11 protein-coding genes and 2 pseudogenes are annotated in these 12,887 nt (G+C 63.7%); 6 read left to right on the forward strand and 7 right to left on the reverse strand.

Annotated elements, in window-relative coordinates:
• The first annotated feature begins 309 nt into the window (after window positions 1-309).
• Window positions 310-2,328 carry a calcium-binding protein gene (locus ICN82_RS08055; RefSeq protein ID WP_193181541.1) on the forward strand — a complete coding sequence of 673 codons (2,019 nt, stop codon included), beginning with the start codon at window positions 310-312 and terminating at the stop codon, window positions 2,326-2,328.
• 420 nt (window positions 2,329-2,748) lie between these two features.
• On the opposite strand, the pseudogene ICN82_RS08060 reads toward ICN82_RS08055, so the two are convergent.
• Window positions 2,749-2,919 (reverse strand): annotated as a pseudogene (locus ICN82_RS08060) (IS5/IS1182 family transposase); the annotation flags it as partial.
• 506 nt (window positions 2,920-3,425) lie between these two features.
• Entirely contained in the window at window positions 3,426-4,022 is a 597-nt protein-coding gene (locus ICN82_RS08065) for an exonuclease domain-containing protein (RefSeq protein WP_226898368.1), read from the reverse strand.
• Between ICN82_RS08065 and ICN82_RS21285 the strand changes: the two genes are divergently transcribed.
• Window positions 3,945-4,499, forward strand: coding sequence for a Fic family protein (locus ICN82_RS21285; protein WP_226898369.1), 555 nt, complete (start codon window positions 3,945-3,947; stop codon window positions 4,497-4,499). The two genes, ICN82_RS08065 and ICN82_RS21285, sit on opposite strands and share 78 nt — an antisense overlap.
• Here ICN82_RS21285 and ICN82_RS08070 read toward each other — a convergent pair.
• On the reverse strand, window positions 4,415-5,284 hold the full coding sequence (locus tag ICN82_RS08070) for a LysR family transcriptional regulator (protein ID WP_193181543.1): 870 nt from the start codon (window positions 5,282-5,284) through the stop codon (window positions 4,415-4,417). The two genes, ICN82_RS21285 and ICN82_RS08070, sit on opposite strands and share 85 nt — an antisense overlap.
• Window positions 5,285-5,419: 135 nt before the next feature.
• On the opposite strand from ICN82_RS08070, the gene bla reads away from it, so the two are divergent.
• A complete protein-coding gene (bla, locus tag ICN82_RS08075) occupies window positions 5,420-6,301 on the forward strand; it encodes a class A beta-lactamase (protein WP_193181544.1) in 882 nt (293 codons plus the stop codon).
• 105 nt (window positions 6,302-6,406) lie between these two features.
• Here the strand turns inward: bla and ICN82_RS08080 are convergent, their stop codons facing one another.
• Window positions 6,407-7,312 (reverse strand): LysR family transcriptional regulator, encoded by a 906-nt coding sequence (locus ICN82_RS08080; protein WP_193181545.1) that lies wholly within the window; start codon window positions 7,310-7,312, stop codon window positions 6,407-6,409.
• 103 nt (window positions 7,313-7,415) lie between these two features.
• On the opposite strand from ICN82_RS08080, the gene ICN82_RS08085 reads away from it, so the two are divergent.
• The gene (locus ICN82_RS08085; protein ID WP_193181546.1) at window positions 7,416-7,823 is read left to right on the forward strand and encodes a RidA family protein; all 408 of its coding nucleotides are present in this window, start codon (window positions 7,416-7,418) and stop codon (window positions 7,821-7,823) included.
• 164 nt (window positions 7,824-7,987) lie between these two features.
• Here ICN82_RS08085 and ICN82_RS08090 read toward each other — a convergent pair whose 3' ends face one another.
• Entirely contained in the window at window positions 7,988-8,875 is an 888-nt protein-coding gene (locus ICN82_RS08090) for an NAD(P)H-binding protein (protein ID WP_193181547.1), read from the reverse strand.
• Between the two features lie 106 nt (window positions 8,876-8,981).
• Here ICN82_RS08090 and ICN82_RS08095 point away from each other — a divergent pair, with 106 nt between their 5' ends.
• Entirely contained in the window at window positions 8,982-9,899 is a 918-nt protein-coding gene (locus ICN82_RS08095; protein ID WP_193181549.1) for an AraC family transcriptional regulator, read from the forward strand.
• 222 nt (window positions 9,900-10,121) lie between these two features.
• Here the strand turns inward: ICN82_RS08095 and ICN82_RS08100 are convergent, their stop codons facing one another.
• A complete protein-coding gene (locus tag ICN82_RS08100; RefSeq protein ID WP_193181551.1) occupies window positions 10,122-11,012 on the reverse strand; it encodes a LysR family transcriptional regulator in 891 nt (296 codons plus the stop codon).
• Between the two features lie 99 nt (window positions 11,013-11,111).
• Here ICN82_RS08100 and ICN82_RS08105 point away from each other — a divergent pair, with 99 nt between their 5' ends.
• Window positions 11,112-11,930: an SDR family oxidoreductase gene (locus ICN82_RS08105; protein WP_193181553.1), complete on the forward strand. Its 819-nt coding sequence runs from the start codon at window positions 11,112-11,114 to the stop codon at window positions 11,928-11,930.
• A gap of 210 nt (window positions 11,931-12,140) precedes the next feature.
• On the opposite strand, the pseudogene ICN82_RS08110 reads toward ICN82_RS08105, so the two are convergent.
• Window positions 12,141-12,839 (reverse strand): annotated as a pseudogene (locus ICN82_RS08110) (IS5 family transposase); the annotation flags it as partial.
• Window positions 12,840-12,887: the final 48 nt, after the last annotated feature.

Consider the following 12,887-nt stretch of genomic DNA (forward strand, 5'->3'; position numbering starts at 1 on the left):
GCGGGGCAGCCATTGCGCCAAGATGACGACAAGGCCGATGATCGTCAGCGCGAGGCGATAGTGACTTGCCGCGGGATTGTGCCGACTGCAACGGGGACAATCCCGGTCCGCGTTCCCGGCCCACGTTCGCACGGCGCACCGCCTGCTGCAGGGCCCGCTTATACCGTTCGACCGATGCAACAGGTCTGCCTTGAGCGCCCAAGCGCCGCCTGTCGCAGCTATCGCGACACCGTCACGTCACCGTCACGAGGCGATGGTCAGCTAGGTCACCAACTTATACGGAAACGACCCCACGGCAAAGGACCAGGCATGGGACAGGCATTCCGCGTCAACAGCTACCAGAAGAATTGGCAACGCAACCCGGACGTTATCGTGATGGAAGATGGCGGTTTCCTGGTGGTCTACGAAAGCTACCTGAACAATTATGACGACAGCAACGTCGCTGCGACGGTGGTGTTGGCACAACGCTACGACGCGGGTGGGCGGCCGATCGGTGGTGAGACGCTGATCGACGGCGTCAATGGTGCGCGATCGACCGACGCGCGTGCCACGCTTCTGTCTGATGGCGGCTATGCGATCACCTGGCTCTTCGATAGTTACCACGACATTTTCTCGGATCGCGAGAAGGTATATGTCCGCGCCTTCAACGCCGATGGTTCACCACGAACCAGCGCGATCCGGGTCGATACCGTGACGGCCAATGATGCCATCGCCCCTGAGGTGTTCGCGACGGCGAACGGCGGGTTCAAGGTCGTTTTCGGGGTTGCTCGCTCGACCGGGAGTTTCGACGAGATCTTCAGCCAGCAGTTCGACCGAGAGGGCACTGCAATCGGCGGCAACCAGCTGGTCAACACCGAGGAACGCGAGTTCGACCAGGTCTATGCCCGGTCCGCGACGCTGGCCAACGGGCAGACGATCACCGTCTGGAACAGTGAGGGCTCATTGCCGACGGAGGGCGATCTCGACAGCAACGAGATTCGCGGCATGATCACCAACCCCGACGGGACGGTGGCGCGGGACGATTTCCATCTCCTGCTCAATTGGGGCACCGTGGGCCATGTCTGGGGCGCGAGCGGCAGCGGCTACGACGTCGCCGCTCTGCAATCCGGCGGCTTCGTCGTCACCAACAAGAATTACGACTGGGAGCTGGGTCTCGATACCGAGGAGGCGTCCTATTACACGATGATGCGCTTCTTCGACGCGGCCGGGACCCAGCAGGGCGGCCCGGTCGTGGTCGATGCTAGTGACGACCTGCCCGGGGCCACCGGGGTGACGCAACTGGAGACCGGTCAGATCGTCGTGATCTGGGACCAGGACGACGATACCGAAGGCTTCATCGGCGATACGATCTACGGCCGCGTGTTTTCTGCCACCGGCCAGCCGGTGACCGGGCGGTTCGACATTGGGGCCGCGGTTCCCAGCTATTTCGACCAGATCGACCCCGAGATCGCCGCGCTGCCGGGCGGCGGCTTCGTCGTGACCTTCATGTCGGAGTATATTGATAACGACGACGAGGGGGTCGCCGCACGGATTTTCGGCCGAGGCACGGACGGCGCGGATCATGCCCGCGTCGATGCAACCGGCACGATGGCCGGGCTCGGTGGCAACGACCGCCTTGTCGGCGACGAGCGCCCGAATCTCGTGGATGGCGGACGGGGTGCCGACACTCTGTCCGGCCATGCAGGCAATGACCTGCTGCTCGGCGAGCGCGGATCGGACCTGCTGTCCGGCGGCAAGGGAAACGATACGCTGGAGGGCGGCGACGGATCCGACACGCTGAACGGGGATGACGGCAGGGATCTGCTCGATGGAGGAAATGGAGACGACCTCTTGGAAGGTGGCAGCGGGGCCGATCAGCTGCATGGCGGCGTCGGCGACGATACGCTGACCGGCGGCCTGGGCAGCGACATGTTCCAGGGCGGCACGGGTCACGATCTGCTGGATGGCGGACTGGGCAGGGACATGTTGAACGGCGGGACAGGGTCCGACCTAGTGCGCGGAGGGTTCGGAGCCGATTTCTTGCGCGGCGGGCTGGGTGATGACAGGCTGGAGGGCGGGTTCGGCGCGGATACGCTGATGGGCGGGCTTGGTTCGGATCTTTTCGTCTTCTCGCCCGGGCAAGATGTGATTCTGGACTTCGACGTGACAGGGGATGCCGAACGGATCGATATCAGCCGAGCCAGCGGCATCGGCGGCTGGAAAGACCTGTCGCGCAACCATATGGATCAATCGGGGCGCGACATTGTCATTCACGACGATGCGGGACATACTCTGACCCTGCGCGGTATCGAGATTGCTTTGCTCGACCGGTCGGACTTCCTGTTCTGAATGGGTTGACATGCTCCTGATGACCAAACCTCTGGGTTCCTGTGGATAAGAGCGAGGGGCGGCCGGGATCGGTCCAGGTATGACCCGTATGAGCTCATCACGGCGTCATAGCTCGATACAGCTGAAGGCGGGCTGGCCTGCGCTGCCGAGTTTGTCACCGCCAAGAGGTGAGCGTGATGTAAATCCGCCCTCGACGATGTGAATCTTGTGGGCGTCGCCCCAATGCTTTCGGTGAAGGCCGGTCGCCGAAGCTGGCGGCTCTCATCGGATGAATGCGCTCGACGGTCGTCAGCCAACGTAACATGACTGGTTTGGTCGGAAAATTAGCGTTGAGTTTTGTCTTGAAAATGTCAAGAAAACCGCTCGGGGCACTATTGCGAAAATCAGTTGACGACCGAATTTCTCTTTTTTAATAGACACTTATCCCATGACTACGGTGGTCGGGATGCCGAGGGCCGTGAAATGGTTCAGGACCGCCACCCGGATCTGGACCTCGGCCACCTAGCGGTTGAAGTCCCGTGACATCAGCCGCTGCCCGAGCAGCTTCACGCAGTTCATTTTCGTCTCCACCCGGTTTCGGGGATGGTAGCCCCTGAGTAGGGAGTCGGCGAGATCGAGGATCTTTTCCTGGCCCCAGACATAGTCGCGCTGGATGGCGGGAATGAAGATGTCGCGGTTCAGGCGGTTCAGGACGCCGGCAACTGTGCCGAGGGAATAGGACATGGACAGGGGTCTTTCTCAATACAAATTAACAGAAGGTAAGCATCTCGCTGGCGGGGTATCCAGAGAGGCCGGCCTGGTTCCGACAAACCAGTGCCCGGAACTCTCCGTGGCGGGATCGGAAGAATGGCGGCTGCGCGATCATGGGAGGTGTTCAGGCGATCGCGCACCACTCAGCCTCGCTCGAGCGTCTTCCACCCGCATCCCGTGACGATCCCCCCCCGTTGCGCGACGTGTTCGGGCGGCGCCAGCGCGGCTTGTCCATTCCGTGGAGCAGGCTCAATGCCTCGCTGAAGGAGCTGACACGGCTCTCGGCGCCCTTTGCCCCGATGGTGAAGACTCCGCCGCGGGCAAGCCCCGGATGGAACCAGGACCCGTCAGCTGCGACGGGCACCATCATTCCTGCGGGCCCGGCCGGCCGTGAGGGTGGAATGGAGGCAGGTGCCTCGAAGGCCGTGACCACCGGCCGCTGCCTGCTCTTCCGGACGGGCTCCGGCCTCGGCCAGCAGCATGATCTCGGCGGCGGCGCGGGCATCCTCTTCGGCATCGTGGTGGCGGAAGGAGAGGCGGAAATGTGACTTCAGCGAGGCCAGCCCGTAGCCGTCATTGCCCTTCAGCTCCGGCCAGGCGCGGTGGGCGACCTGGACGCTGTCCCGCCAGTCCGAGCCGGGCTCCTCCAGCCCGGCAGCGTCGCAGGCCGCGCGGATGGCGCTGCGGTCGAAGCCGCTGTGCTGGTAGACCCTGTGCCCGTCGAGCAGCGGTCTGATCCGGCCGAGCAAATCGGCGAAGCGCGGCGCGCCGCGGACAGCCGCGGCGGTGATGCCGTGGATCCGCGTGCAGGTCCAGCTCGACGGGCCGGGATCGACATGGGTCGGCCAGGTGTCGATCGCGCCGTCATGGCGGACGCGGGTGGTGCCGATCTGGCAGATGCTGGCGCGGTCAACGGCCGCATCGGCCGCGCGATCATCGAACATGTCTTCGCCACGGAGGCGGCGCTGCCGTTTTCCCTGTCGCGGCAGATCGAGGCCGACAAGCGCGGCTACTATGCCGCGCTGCAGGCCGGGCGCCGCATTGCCGGAGACGCCATCGAGGCCACGCCCTTCGTGCGGTGGCTTCTGAACCGGCTGGAGGCCGGGATCGACGGCGCCGGGCGCGAGGCGCGCTTCCTCGTCCGCCGCAACGCCTTCCTCTCGGCCCATGCCGGCCTGCCGGAGCGCCCGATGTCCGTCCTGCGCCGCCTCTTCGCGGCGGGCGAGGACCGGGTGGGGCAGGGGCTCTCGGCCGGTCCCTACGGCAAGATGGCGAAGGTCTCCCCGACGACGGCCCCGCGCGATCGGGATGCCATCCATGGGGACGGCGCGGCGCATCAACACGCGCATGCGTCTGACAACCAGTTCGAGAAAGCAGCCATCGCGGGGCTGACCCGCCGGTCCGACGGCCATGCGAGGTAGTATCGCCCCACCGATACCGTGACCCCGAAGGGCTGCGCGAGCCTACCTTGGGCGATCCAGCTTTCGAACATGATCACAGGCAACAGCGCGGCCCCTGCACCCGAGGCGGCAAGTTCCGCAAGCGCCACCGAGCTGTCGAAGACCGGGCCGGTCAGCGGCGGGCAGTCGATGCCCGCCGCGTCGAACCACTGCGTCCACTCTGCGCTGCGATAACTGCGCAGCAACGTCACCCGTGCCAAATCTGCCGGGTGCGGCAGCCGCTCGGTCAGCGCCGGTGCGCAGAGCGGAGCCAGCGGGGCTTCGATCAGGGGGATTGCCTCATGCCCCGTCCAGCCGCCGGTGCCAAAACGGATCGCCATGTCGAGGCCCTCGCGCAGGATTTCCACACGGTTGTTGTTCGTCGAAATGCGCAGGTCGATTTCGCGGTGCTCATTCCGGAAAAGCGCGATCCTCGGCAGCAGCCACCCCAGTGCAAAGGTCGTGTTCACGCCGATGTTGAGCACGTCGATGTCCCGACGCCCGCCAAGCTGATCCAGCGCGCTGGCCATTGCATCAAACCCGCGCTCAAGCACCGGAAAAAGGAGCCTACCCTCGTCAGTCGGTACGAGACCTTGCGAGGTGCGCAGGAAGAGGACGGTACCAAGCAAATCCTCGAGCCGTGAAACCTGATGGCTCACGGCAGCCTGCGTGACGCGCAGCTCGATCGCCGCCTTGGTGAAGCTGCCCTGCCGCATGGCGACTTCGAAAACGCGTAGAGCGTTGAGCGGAAGGTCCGGGCGATCCATTTCAATACCTCAGCTTATGCGAGGGTATAAGATTTGTCGTCTGAGGCGGGCAGACAAGATGGAATATACGAAACCTGCGACAGCACAAATCCACGTGTGGTTCCACCCGACAACTTCACCTTGAAGGATATGAAAATGCGGTTCACCGCCTCCCTCCTGCCGCGCCTTGCGGCGGGGCTCTCTCTTGGCCTCTTTCTGGCCTCCGGTTCGTCCGCCCAAACGCCCATCGAGACGTTGGCTGGCACCGTCGAACAGATAGAGACGCGACTTCGCGCCCGCATCGGCGTGTCGCTCGTCGACACCGCCTCTCAGATGTCGTGGCTCCACCGCGAAGACGAACGTTTCCTGATGAACAGCGCAGTCAAGGTCCCGATCTGCGGTGCCGTGCTCGCCCGTATGGACGCGGGCGCTTTGTCGCTAACCGACACCCTGCCTGTGCGCGAGGATGACATCCTGTCCTACGCTCCGGTCACCGAGCAGCAGGTCGGCGCGGAAATGACCCTTGGGGATCTTTGCCTTGCTGCCGTGGACATGAGCGACAACACGGCGGCGAACATGCTGCTTGATCACATCGGCGGTCCGCAGGCCGTGACAGCGTTCTTCCGCGAGATCGGCGACGAAACCAGCCGGCTCGACCGGCGCGAGCCAGAGCTGAACACATTCGTGCCCGGTGATCCGCGTGATACGACGACACCGGCTGCGATGACCGAGACTCTGCGTCGGCTTCTGCTGGGGGATGCGCTCTCGCCCGGCGCGCGCGCGCAACTTGAGGACTGGATGAGCATCGGTGGCGTGACAGGCAACCTGCTGCGCGCCGACGCACCGGACGGCTGGCTTGTCCTGGACAAGTCGGGCAGCGGGAGTCACACGCGCAACATCATCGCGGTGGTCATTCCCGAAGGGGGAGCACCATGGATCGCCACCATCTTCATCTCGGACGTCGATGCGGATTTCGAAACACGCAACGCTGCACTCCGGCAGATCGGCAGCGCCGTGATGTCGGTGATCCGGAACTGAAAAGCGCCATCCTTGGCAGGCCGCGGGGTACCTGCATCACCATGCAGCAATACCTGCGGCATGACGATCTCAGGGCCCGCATGACCGTATCGATCAGGCGCAACGTCAGCCCCGGGGGGGCGAGAGCTCTGACACCAAGGCGTCGATGAACCGCCGAACGCGCGGTTCGAGAAATCTCTTGTGCGGGTAAAGTGCGAAGATCGGCACCTCTCCAGAGTCGACATCCGGCAACACCCGCACAAGGCGTCCCGCATGCAGGTCATCCTTCACCAGGGCCATGGGCAGCAGGGCGATCCCCATCCCCGCCAGCGCCGCCGCGCGCAGACCTTCCGCGCTGTCCATGCGCAGGGGCACGCGACCCGACACATTGCCCAGAAAGCTGCCGGGATCCTGCAGGGACCAGACCTGACGCTTCGCGAGACTTGAAAACTGCAGCAGGTCATGGGTGCTGAGCTGATCGACATTCCGGGGCGCATCGCGGTCCGTCAGATAGGCGGGCGACGCGCACAGCACGGTTTTCTCAAGCGTCACCGTTCGCGAGATCAGCGAAGCATCCGGGGTCGTGACGCCGACCCGAATTGCCAGATCGAAACCATCCTCGATGAGGCGGCTGACGGTGTCGGAGAAACTGATTTCAAAGCGGACGTCGGGCCAGGACTTCTGAAACTTCGCAACGACAGGCAGAATAATACGTCGGCCAAGCGCATCTGGCGCGGTAATCCGCAGCGTGCCCCTGGGGATAGCGTCGACGGTATCAAGGCAGGCATCAGCCTCGGCAATGGCTGCCTGAATAGCTTCGCCCTGCGCAAACAGCCTTTGGCCCGCCTCGGTCAGGCTGACAGCACGGGTCGTGCGGTTCAAAAGGCGGACACCGTACCTGTCTTCCAGCCGCGTCACGGCCTTTCCTGCGGTCGAGCGTGAGAGACCGAAGGCCCGACCCGCCGCCGCGAAGTTTCCCGTTGCGGCGACGGACATGAACAGAAGGATGTCGTTGACCTTTGAGTCACCCATGCCAGGCCAATCGTCGAATGCTGTTCGCCTCAGATGCGCAATCCATTCGCCAGTGTTTTGCCATATCCGGCGGATATTCAAGTGCAATCATGGGACAGGCACGATGCAGACCTCACTGAAAAGAATGAATCCAGCAACGCTACCGAACGCGGGCAGCATGGGCTACTCGCAGATCGTCATCACGAATCCTGGCACGCTGGCCTTCGTGTCCGGTCAGGTGGCCCAGACCGCAGACGGATCCGCCGTTCCGGACGGGCTGGAGGCACAGACGAGGCAAGTCGTTGCAAACCTCACGGAAGCATTGAAGTCCGTGGGCGCAAGCACCTACGACATTGTTCAGATGCGCATCTACGTCACAGATCTGGACGAGGACGCCATGGCCATCGCGATGCCTCCCATCATGGCGTTTCTTGACGGGGCAGCGCCCAGCTTGACGGGGATCGGTGTCGCCGCGCTGGCCGGACCCGATCTGAAAATCGAAATTGAAATGATCGTACAGATTTCCACCTGACACGATCACATGTCTGGCGCCAACGCTGCCAGACTCAAGCGCAGGTTTCGACCGATGTTGCAGAAGCGCGGAGCAATTCCGAACAGAAGGCGCTGGACCATGCAGCGGAGGGCTGGTCGGTCCTGCACCAGGCATTTCGAGTGATGCCCCGCGCTTTGAACCTTTTACGGTAAACTACCGGAAAGGACAGGACGCAGTTCTTCTTCGCACCATTGCCGAAATGTCGTCGGCGTAATGGCGCGCGAAGGCGGCTCCACCATGCTGTCCATCCCCTCATTCTTGGCCGTAAACATCTCTACCATTGCCGCCGCCATCCCTTCGGACGCGCCAGCCGCCTGCATCATCCCGCCGAAATCATCCGTGCCCATCTCCTGGAACCGGATGGGACGGTCCAGAACGGAGGCCATGATGCTGGCCATCTCGATAAACGACAGGTTCTCCGGCCCGAGCAGCGGAATTGCATCGACGCCGGACCAATCCGCCTCGATCAGGAGGCGCGCAGCGACGTCGGCGATGTCCGCCTTCGCGACGTGCGGAAGCTTGAGGCCTCCGGGCGTGGGCTGATAGAAGACATCGCCCTCGCGGATCACGTCTGCCTGGCGCTTGAGGTTATCCATCAGGGACGCGCAGGCGAGCGCGCGATAGGCAACCCCGGTTTCGGCAATCATGTCGTCCATGTGCAGGCTTGCGGTGACATGGCCTGCGGGTTTCGGCCAACCCCGGCCAAGGGCCGAGATGCCGACCACGTGGCGCACCTGCGAGCCTGCCAGCGCCGCACAGAAGGGGCGGGTGAAGTCGACGTAGGCTTCCTGCGCGCTCGCGCTTGCAGGAGACCCGGGTGGCAGCCAGAAGACGCTCTCGATCTGCGCGAGGGCTTGCGCGATGACGGACGGATCGCCGTGGGAACCTTCAACCACATCGACGCGGCCTATCAAATCGCGCGGTATCTTTGCCGGATCGCGAACGACGACGCGCAGCGGCCGATCGCTCTGCGCGAGGCGGGACAGAACGCGGGCACCGATATCCCCGGTGGGGGTCGTGACAAGGATCATGGTCTGGGCCTTTCTGATTTATGTATCCCCCTATTTGTGGAGTGATGACGAACCTCCTATGGTATACCGTCCCGATTACTATCGCCTCCGTTCAAAAGGGCCGTAAATGGATCCGCTTTCCCAGGTGATCTCGCATCTCCGGCCGCACGATTGCGTAGCGGCCGGCCTCGACGCAGGCGGTGCATGGTCAATTCGCTTCGAGCGTCACGCCGGCCTGAAGTGCAATGCAATCCTGAAGGGGCGGTGCTGGCTGGCTATGGAGGGGCGCGACCCGATCAGTCTGGAAGAGGGTGATTGCGTCATCCTCCCTCACGGGCGATCTTTCGTCATGTCGGCAAAGCGCCCCCGGGACGGCCGGGACGCGGAGACGGTTTATGCTCCGGTTTCCCACGGCGGCACCGCGATGCTGGGCGGCGGTGGCGATTTCTTCATGATGGGCAGCCGCTTTCTCGTCTCGGGGCTGCCCGCCGACAGGCTGCTTCGAACTCTTCCGTCGGTGATGCATATCCGCGCCGGAGCCGAACAGGCGTCCCTGAAATGGGTGCTGAACGGGATCGCGTCAGAACTGCGGAACGCGCGGATCGGCGGGGCCGTGTCGATTGCACACCTGTCGCACCTGGTCCTTGTCCAGGCTTTGCGGCACCACCTCGCCGGGCCCGCCGTGCCGGGAACAGGTTGGCTCGCCGCCCTTGCCGATGGTCAGTTATGCATCGCAATTGGTGCACTGCACGACGATCCGGCGCGGGACTGGAGCGTTGCCGAGCTTGGCACCCGCGCCGGCCTGTCGCGCACCGCCTTCGCCACGCGTTTTGCGCAGACGGTGGGCGTGACGCCGATGGCCTATCTTACCGAATGGCGCATGTGCCTTGCTGCGGAGCAGCTTGCCCGGGGATCTCAGCCGGTTGCTCGGATCGGCCGGGAAGTCGGCTACGCATCTGAGAGCGCCTTCGCCGCCGCCTTCAAGCGTGTAGCAGGCCAGACGCCGCGACAATACCGGCGGGCATCCAAAGCGCGGCCCGTGTAAGTGGCCGCGCTCGAAGGTTCACCCGGTTCGGAGCCCATCAGCAGCAGCAAACAACTGCAGTTCGACCTCATAAAGGGCCGCGTGGAGCAGGCGCCATCCACCTTATCCGCTCTGGGCCGTGAGCGACGCCGCACCAGAGGCGACCAGGCGCTTGGCCCTGCCGCGCACCGAGGGTCCGGACCGAGCCCGTAAAGGACCTCACAACCTAAACGCTGGTGATGCTCAGATCTCCTGCCGAAAAAGGTCGAGGAAAAGCGTAACTGCCGGGGGCGGATGGCGTCGGCTCGAGTAGTAGGCGTGATAGCCGGAGAAGGGTGGCGACCAGTTTCCGAGAACCTCGATCAGCTGGCCGTCCTGCAGAAACGGAGCTGCCAGATCCTCCAGCATGTAGGCCAGTCCCATCCCCGCACAGGCCGCTGCGACAAGCGCGTCGCCATCATTGACGATAATCGACGATGTGACCTTCACCGTCTCGGCCCGGCCATCCCTTTCGAACGACCAGGGCGACAAGATACCACCCGCATTCCGGAACCCGATGCAGCGATGCCGATACAGGTCGCGGGGCGTGTCCGGAGCTCCGCAGGCGTCAAGATACTCAGGCGCGCCGACAACGACAGAGCGCAAGGGCGGCCCAACCGGGACAGAAATCATGTCGAGTTCCAGATTGTCACGCATCCGGATCCCGACATCGAACCGCTCTGCGACAATATCGACGTATCTGTCCTCGACGCTCAGCTCGCCTTCGATATCGGGATGTGCGGCCAGCAACCTGGAGAAGGCCGGCCAGACAAGGGTGTCCGCCGCGTGTTTGCCGCAAGTCACCCTGAGCTGCCCGCCCGGCTCCTCGCGCAGCCGTTCGAGATCGGCGAGCTTCGCATCAAGCTCCGCAACATTCGGCGCGAGGGTGGCCAGCAGCTGCTCGCCCGCTGCTGTCGGTGTCAGGCTGCGCGTGGAGCGTGACAGCAGCCTTATTCCCAGGTCCGCTTCAAGCCGCTTTACCGTCTGGCTGACGGCGGACTGGGTCACCCCGAGACTATGCGCCGCCGCGGTGAAGCTTTGCGTCTCTGCCACGCGGCTGAAGGTGATCAGGTCGGAGAATCTGCGTGGGTCCATTCATTAGACAAGCTACTGATCGCGACAATTATCAAGGACCTAATCGGCAAACACGAAGAGCCCTTAATATGAGAGGCGACAAACGAAAGGACTGACAGGATGACCGACAAGGTGTGGTTCATCACCGGCGCCGCCAAGGGGCTGGGGTATCTTCTCGCGCGGGACGCGCTGCGCGCAGGCGACAAGGTCGTGGCGACCAGCCGGACCGTCGATGGGCTGGGCGACCGCCTCGCCGCGCCCGACGACCGGCTGCTCGTCTTGCCCCTCGACGTGACAGATGCGGATGCCGTCGCAAAGGCCCGCGACGCGACCATCGAGACCTTTGGACAGATCGACGTGCTGGTCAACAATGCCGGTCGCGCGCAACTTGGCTTTTTCGAGACGATCCGCGGCGATGACGTGCGCCGGCAGTTCGAGATCAACGTCTTCGGGGCGATGAACGTGGCCCGCGCCGTGCTGCCGACGATGCGCCGCCAGCGGTCGGGCCTGGTGGTGACGATTTCGTCCGTGAACGGCCTGGTGGCCAACCCGGGCGGGTCAATCTACTCCGCCTCCAAGTTTGCCCTTGAGGGCTGGATGGAGGGCCTTGCCGAAGAGATCGCGCCGCTCGGCATTCGATCCTTGGTCGTCGATCCGGGCATGATGCGCACGAACTTCCTCGATCCCTCCACCGCGCGGCAGGGCGACCTGGAGATCGAGGATTATGCCGAGGCAGTTTCGGCGTTCCGGACATTTATTTCGCAGGCAAACGGCGCGCAGGACAACGACCCTGAAGAGCTTGCTGCGCTGATCGTCAAGGAGGCGTCGTCCGACGCGCCAGCCCGGCGGCTGCTGTTCGGTGCGGACGCCCATGAATGGGCCGGTGCGAAATGCCGGCAATTGGCCAGTGAAATCGACGCATCGAAGGCACGCACTTGATCCGAGGTCAGGGCAGCTTCGTCCGCATCGGCGGCGCTGCGGCAAGGCGCAGCGAATGGCGGGTTTAAGCTCCCGGATTTGGAGCGGCCTTGAACGACCGGCCTTGTTGCACAAATCGCACGAGGGATTCACTGGTCCTTGTTGGGCTATTCGACCGGCGCTGTTGCGCAAATCAGCTGACGACCGAATTTCCCCTTTCTCCGAAAACACTTATCCCAGTGCCACTGTGACCGGGATGCCGAGTGCCGTGAAGCGGTTGAGGACCGCCATCCGGATCTGGACCTCGGCCACCTGGCGGTCGAAATCCCGTGACATCAGCCGCTGCCCGAGCAGCTTCACGCAGTTCATTTTCGTCTCCACCCTGCTGCGGCGGTGGTACCCGCTCCAGTTCCGCCAGAGCGCCCGGCCCAGGTGCTTTGACGCCCGCAGGATCTCGTTGCGCGCCCGGGCCCCTGCCGTGTCCGGTTTCCAGGGCCTGGCGTTTCGGCGGGGCGGAATGACCGCCGCCGCGCCGCGGGCCGCGATGGCGTCATGGCAGGCGCGGGTGTCATAGGCACCATCGGCCGTGACGGTGGCGATTTCCTCGTCCGCCGGGACCTGGGCAAGCAGGTCCGGCAGCATCGGCGCGTCGCCGACATTGCTGGAGGTGACTTCGATCGCCCGGATCTCCAATGTTTGTTCGTCGATCCCGATGTGGATCTTGCGCCAGACACGGCGCTTGGAGGCGCCATGCTTGCGACTGTGCCAGTCGCCTTCGCCTTCCACCTTGATGCCGGTGCTATCCACGAGCAGGTGCAGCGGCCCCTTGGATCCGCGATACGGGATGGTCATGTCCAGGGTCTTTTGGCGCCGGGACAGGGTGCTGAAATCCGGCACTGACCAACCCAGCCCGGACAAATCCAGCAGGCTTGTATCGACCCAGCGGAATCTGCTCAGGTTAGGCTGCTAATCTGAATG

Source organism: Mangrovicoccus algicola, from assembly GCF_014903745.1.
GTDB lineage: Bacteria > Pseudomonadota > Alphaproteobacteria > Rhodobacterales > Rhodobacteraceae > Mangrovicoccus > Mangrovicoccus algicola.

Excerpts from the sequence above, each read along its gene's own strand:
- ICN82_RS08100 (WP_193181551.1), bottom strand. The coding sequence starts at position 11,012 with ATGGACCCACGCAGATTCTCCGACCTGATCACCTTCAGCCGCGTGGCA.
- ICN82_RS08070 (WP_193181543.1), bottom strand. The coding sequence starts at position 5,284 with ATGGATCGCCCGGACCTTCCGCTCAACGCTCTACGCGTTTTCGAAGTC.
- ICN82_RS08085 (WP_193181546.1), top strand. The coding sequence starts at position 7,416 with ATGCAGACCTCACTGAAAAGAATGAATCCAGCAACGCTACCGAACGCG.
- ICN82_RS08080 (WP_193181545.1), bottom strand. The coding sequence starts at position 7,312 with ATGGGTGACTCAAAGGTCAACGACATCCTTCTGTTCATGTCCGTCGCC.
- ICN82_RS08105 (WP_193181553.1), top strand. The coding sequence starts at position 11,112 with ATGACCGACAAGGTGTGGTTCATCACCGGCGCCGCCAAGGGGCTGGGG.
- ICN82_RS08095 (WP_193181549.1), top strand. The coding sequence starts at position 8,982 with ATGGATCCGCTTTCCCAGGTGATCTCGCATCTCCGGCCGCACGATTGC.
- ICN82_RS08055 (WP_193181541.1), top strand. The coding sequence starts at position 310 with ATGGGACAGGCATTCCGCGTCAACAGCTACCAGAAGAATTGGCAACGC.
- bla (WP_193181544.1), top strand. The coding sequence starts at position 5,420 with ATGCGGTTCACCGCCTCCCTCCTGCCGCGCCTTGCGGCGGGGCTCTCT.
- ICN82_RS08090 (WP_193181547.1), bottom strand. The coding sequence starts at position 8,875 with ATGATCCTTGTCACGACCCCCACCGGGGATATCGGTGCCCGCGTTCTG.
- ICN82_RS08065 (WP_226898368.1), bottom strand. The coding sequence starts at position 4,022 with ATGTTCGATGATCGCGCGGCCGATGCGGCCGTTGACCGCGCCAGCATC.
- ICN82_RS21285 (WP_226898369.1), top strand. The coding sequence starts at position 3,945 with ATGGCGGACGCGGGTGGTGCCGATCTGGCAGATGCTGGCGCGGTCAAC.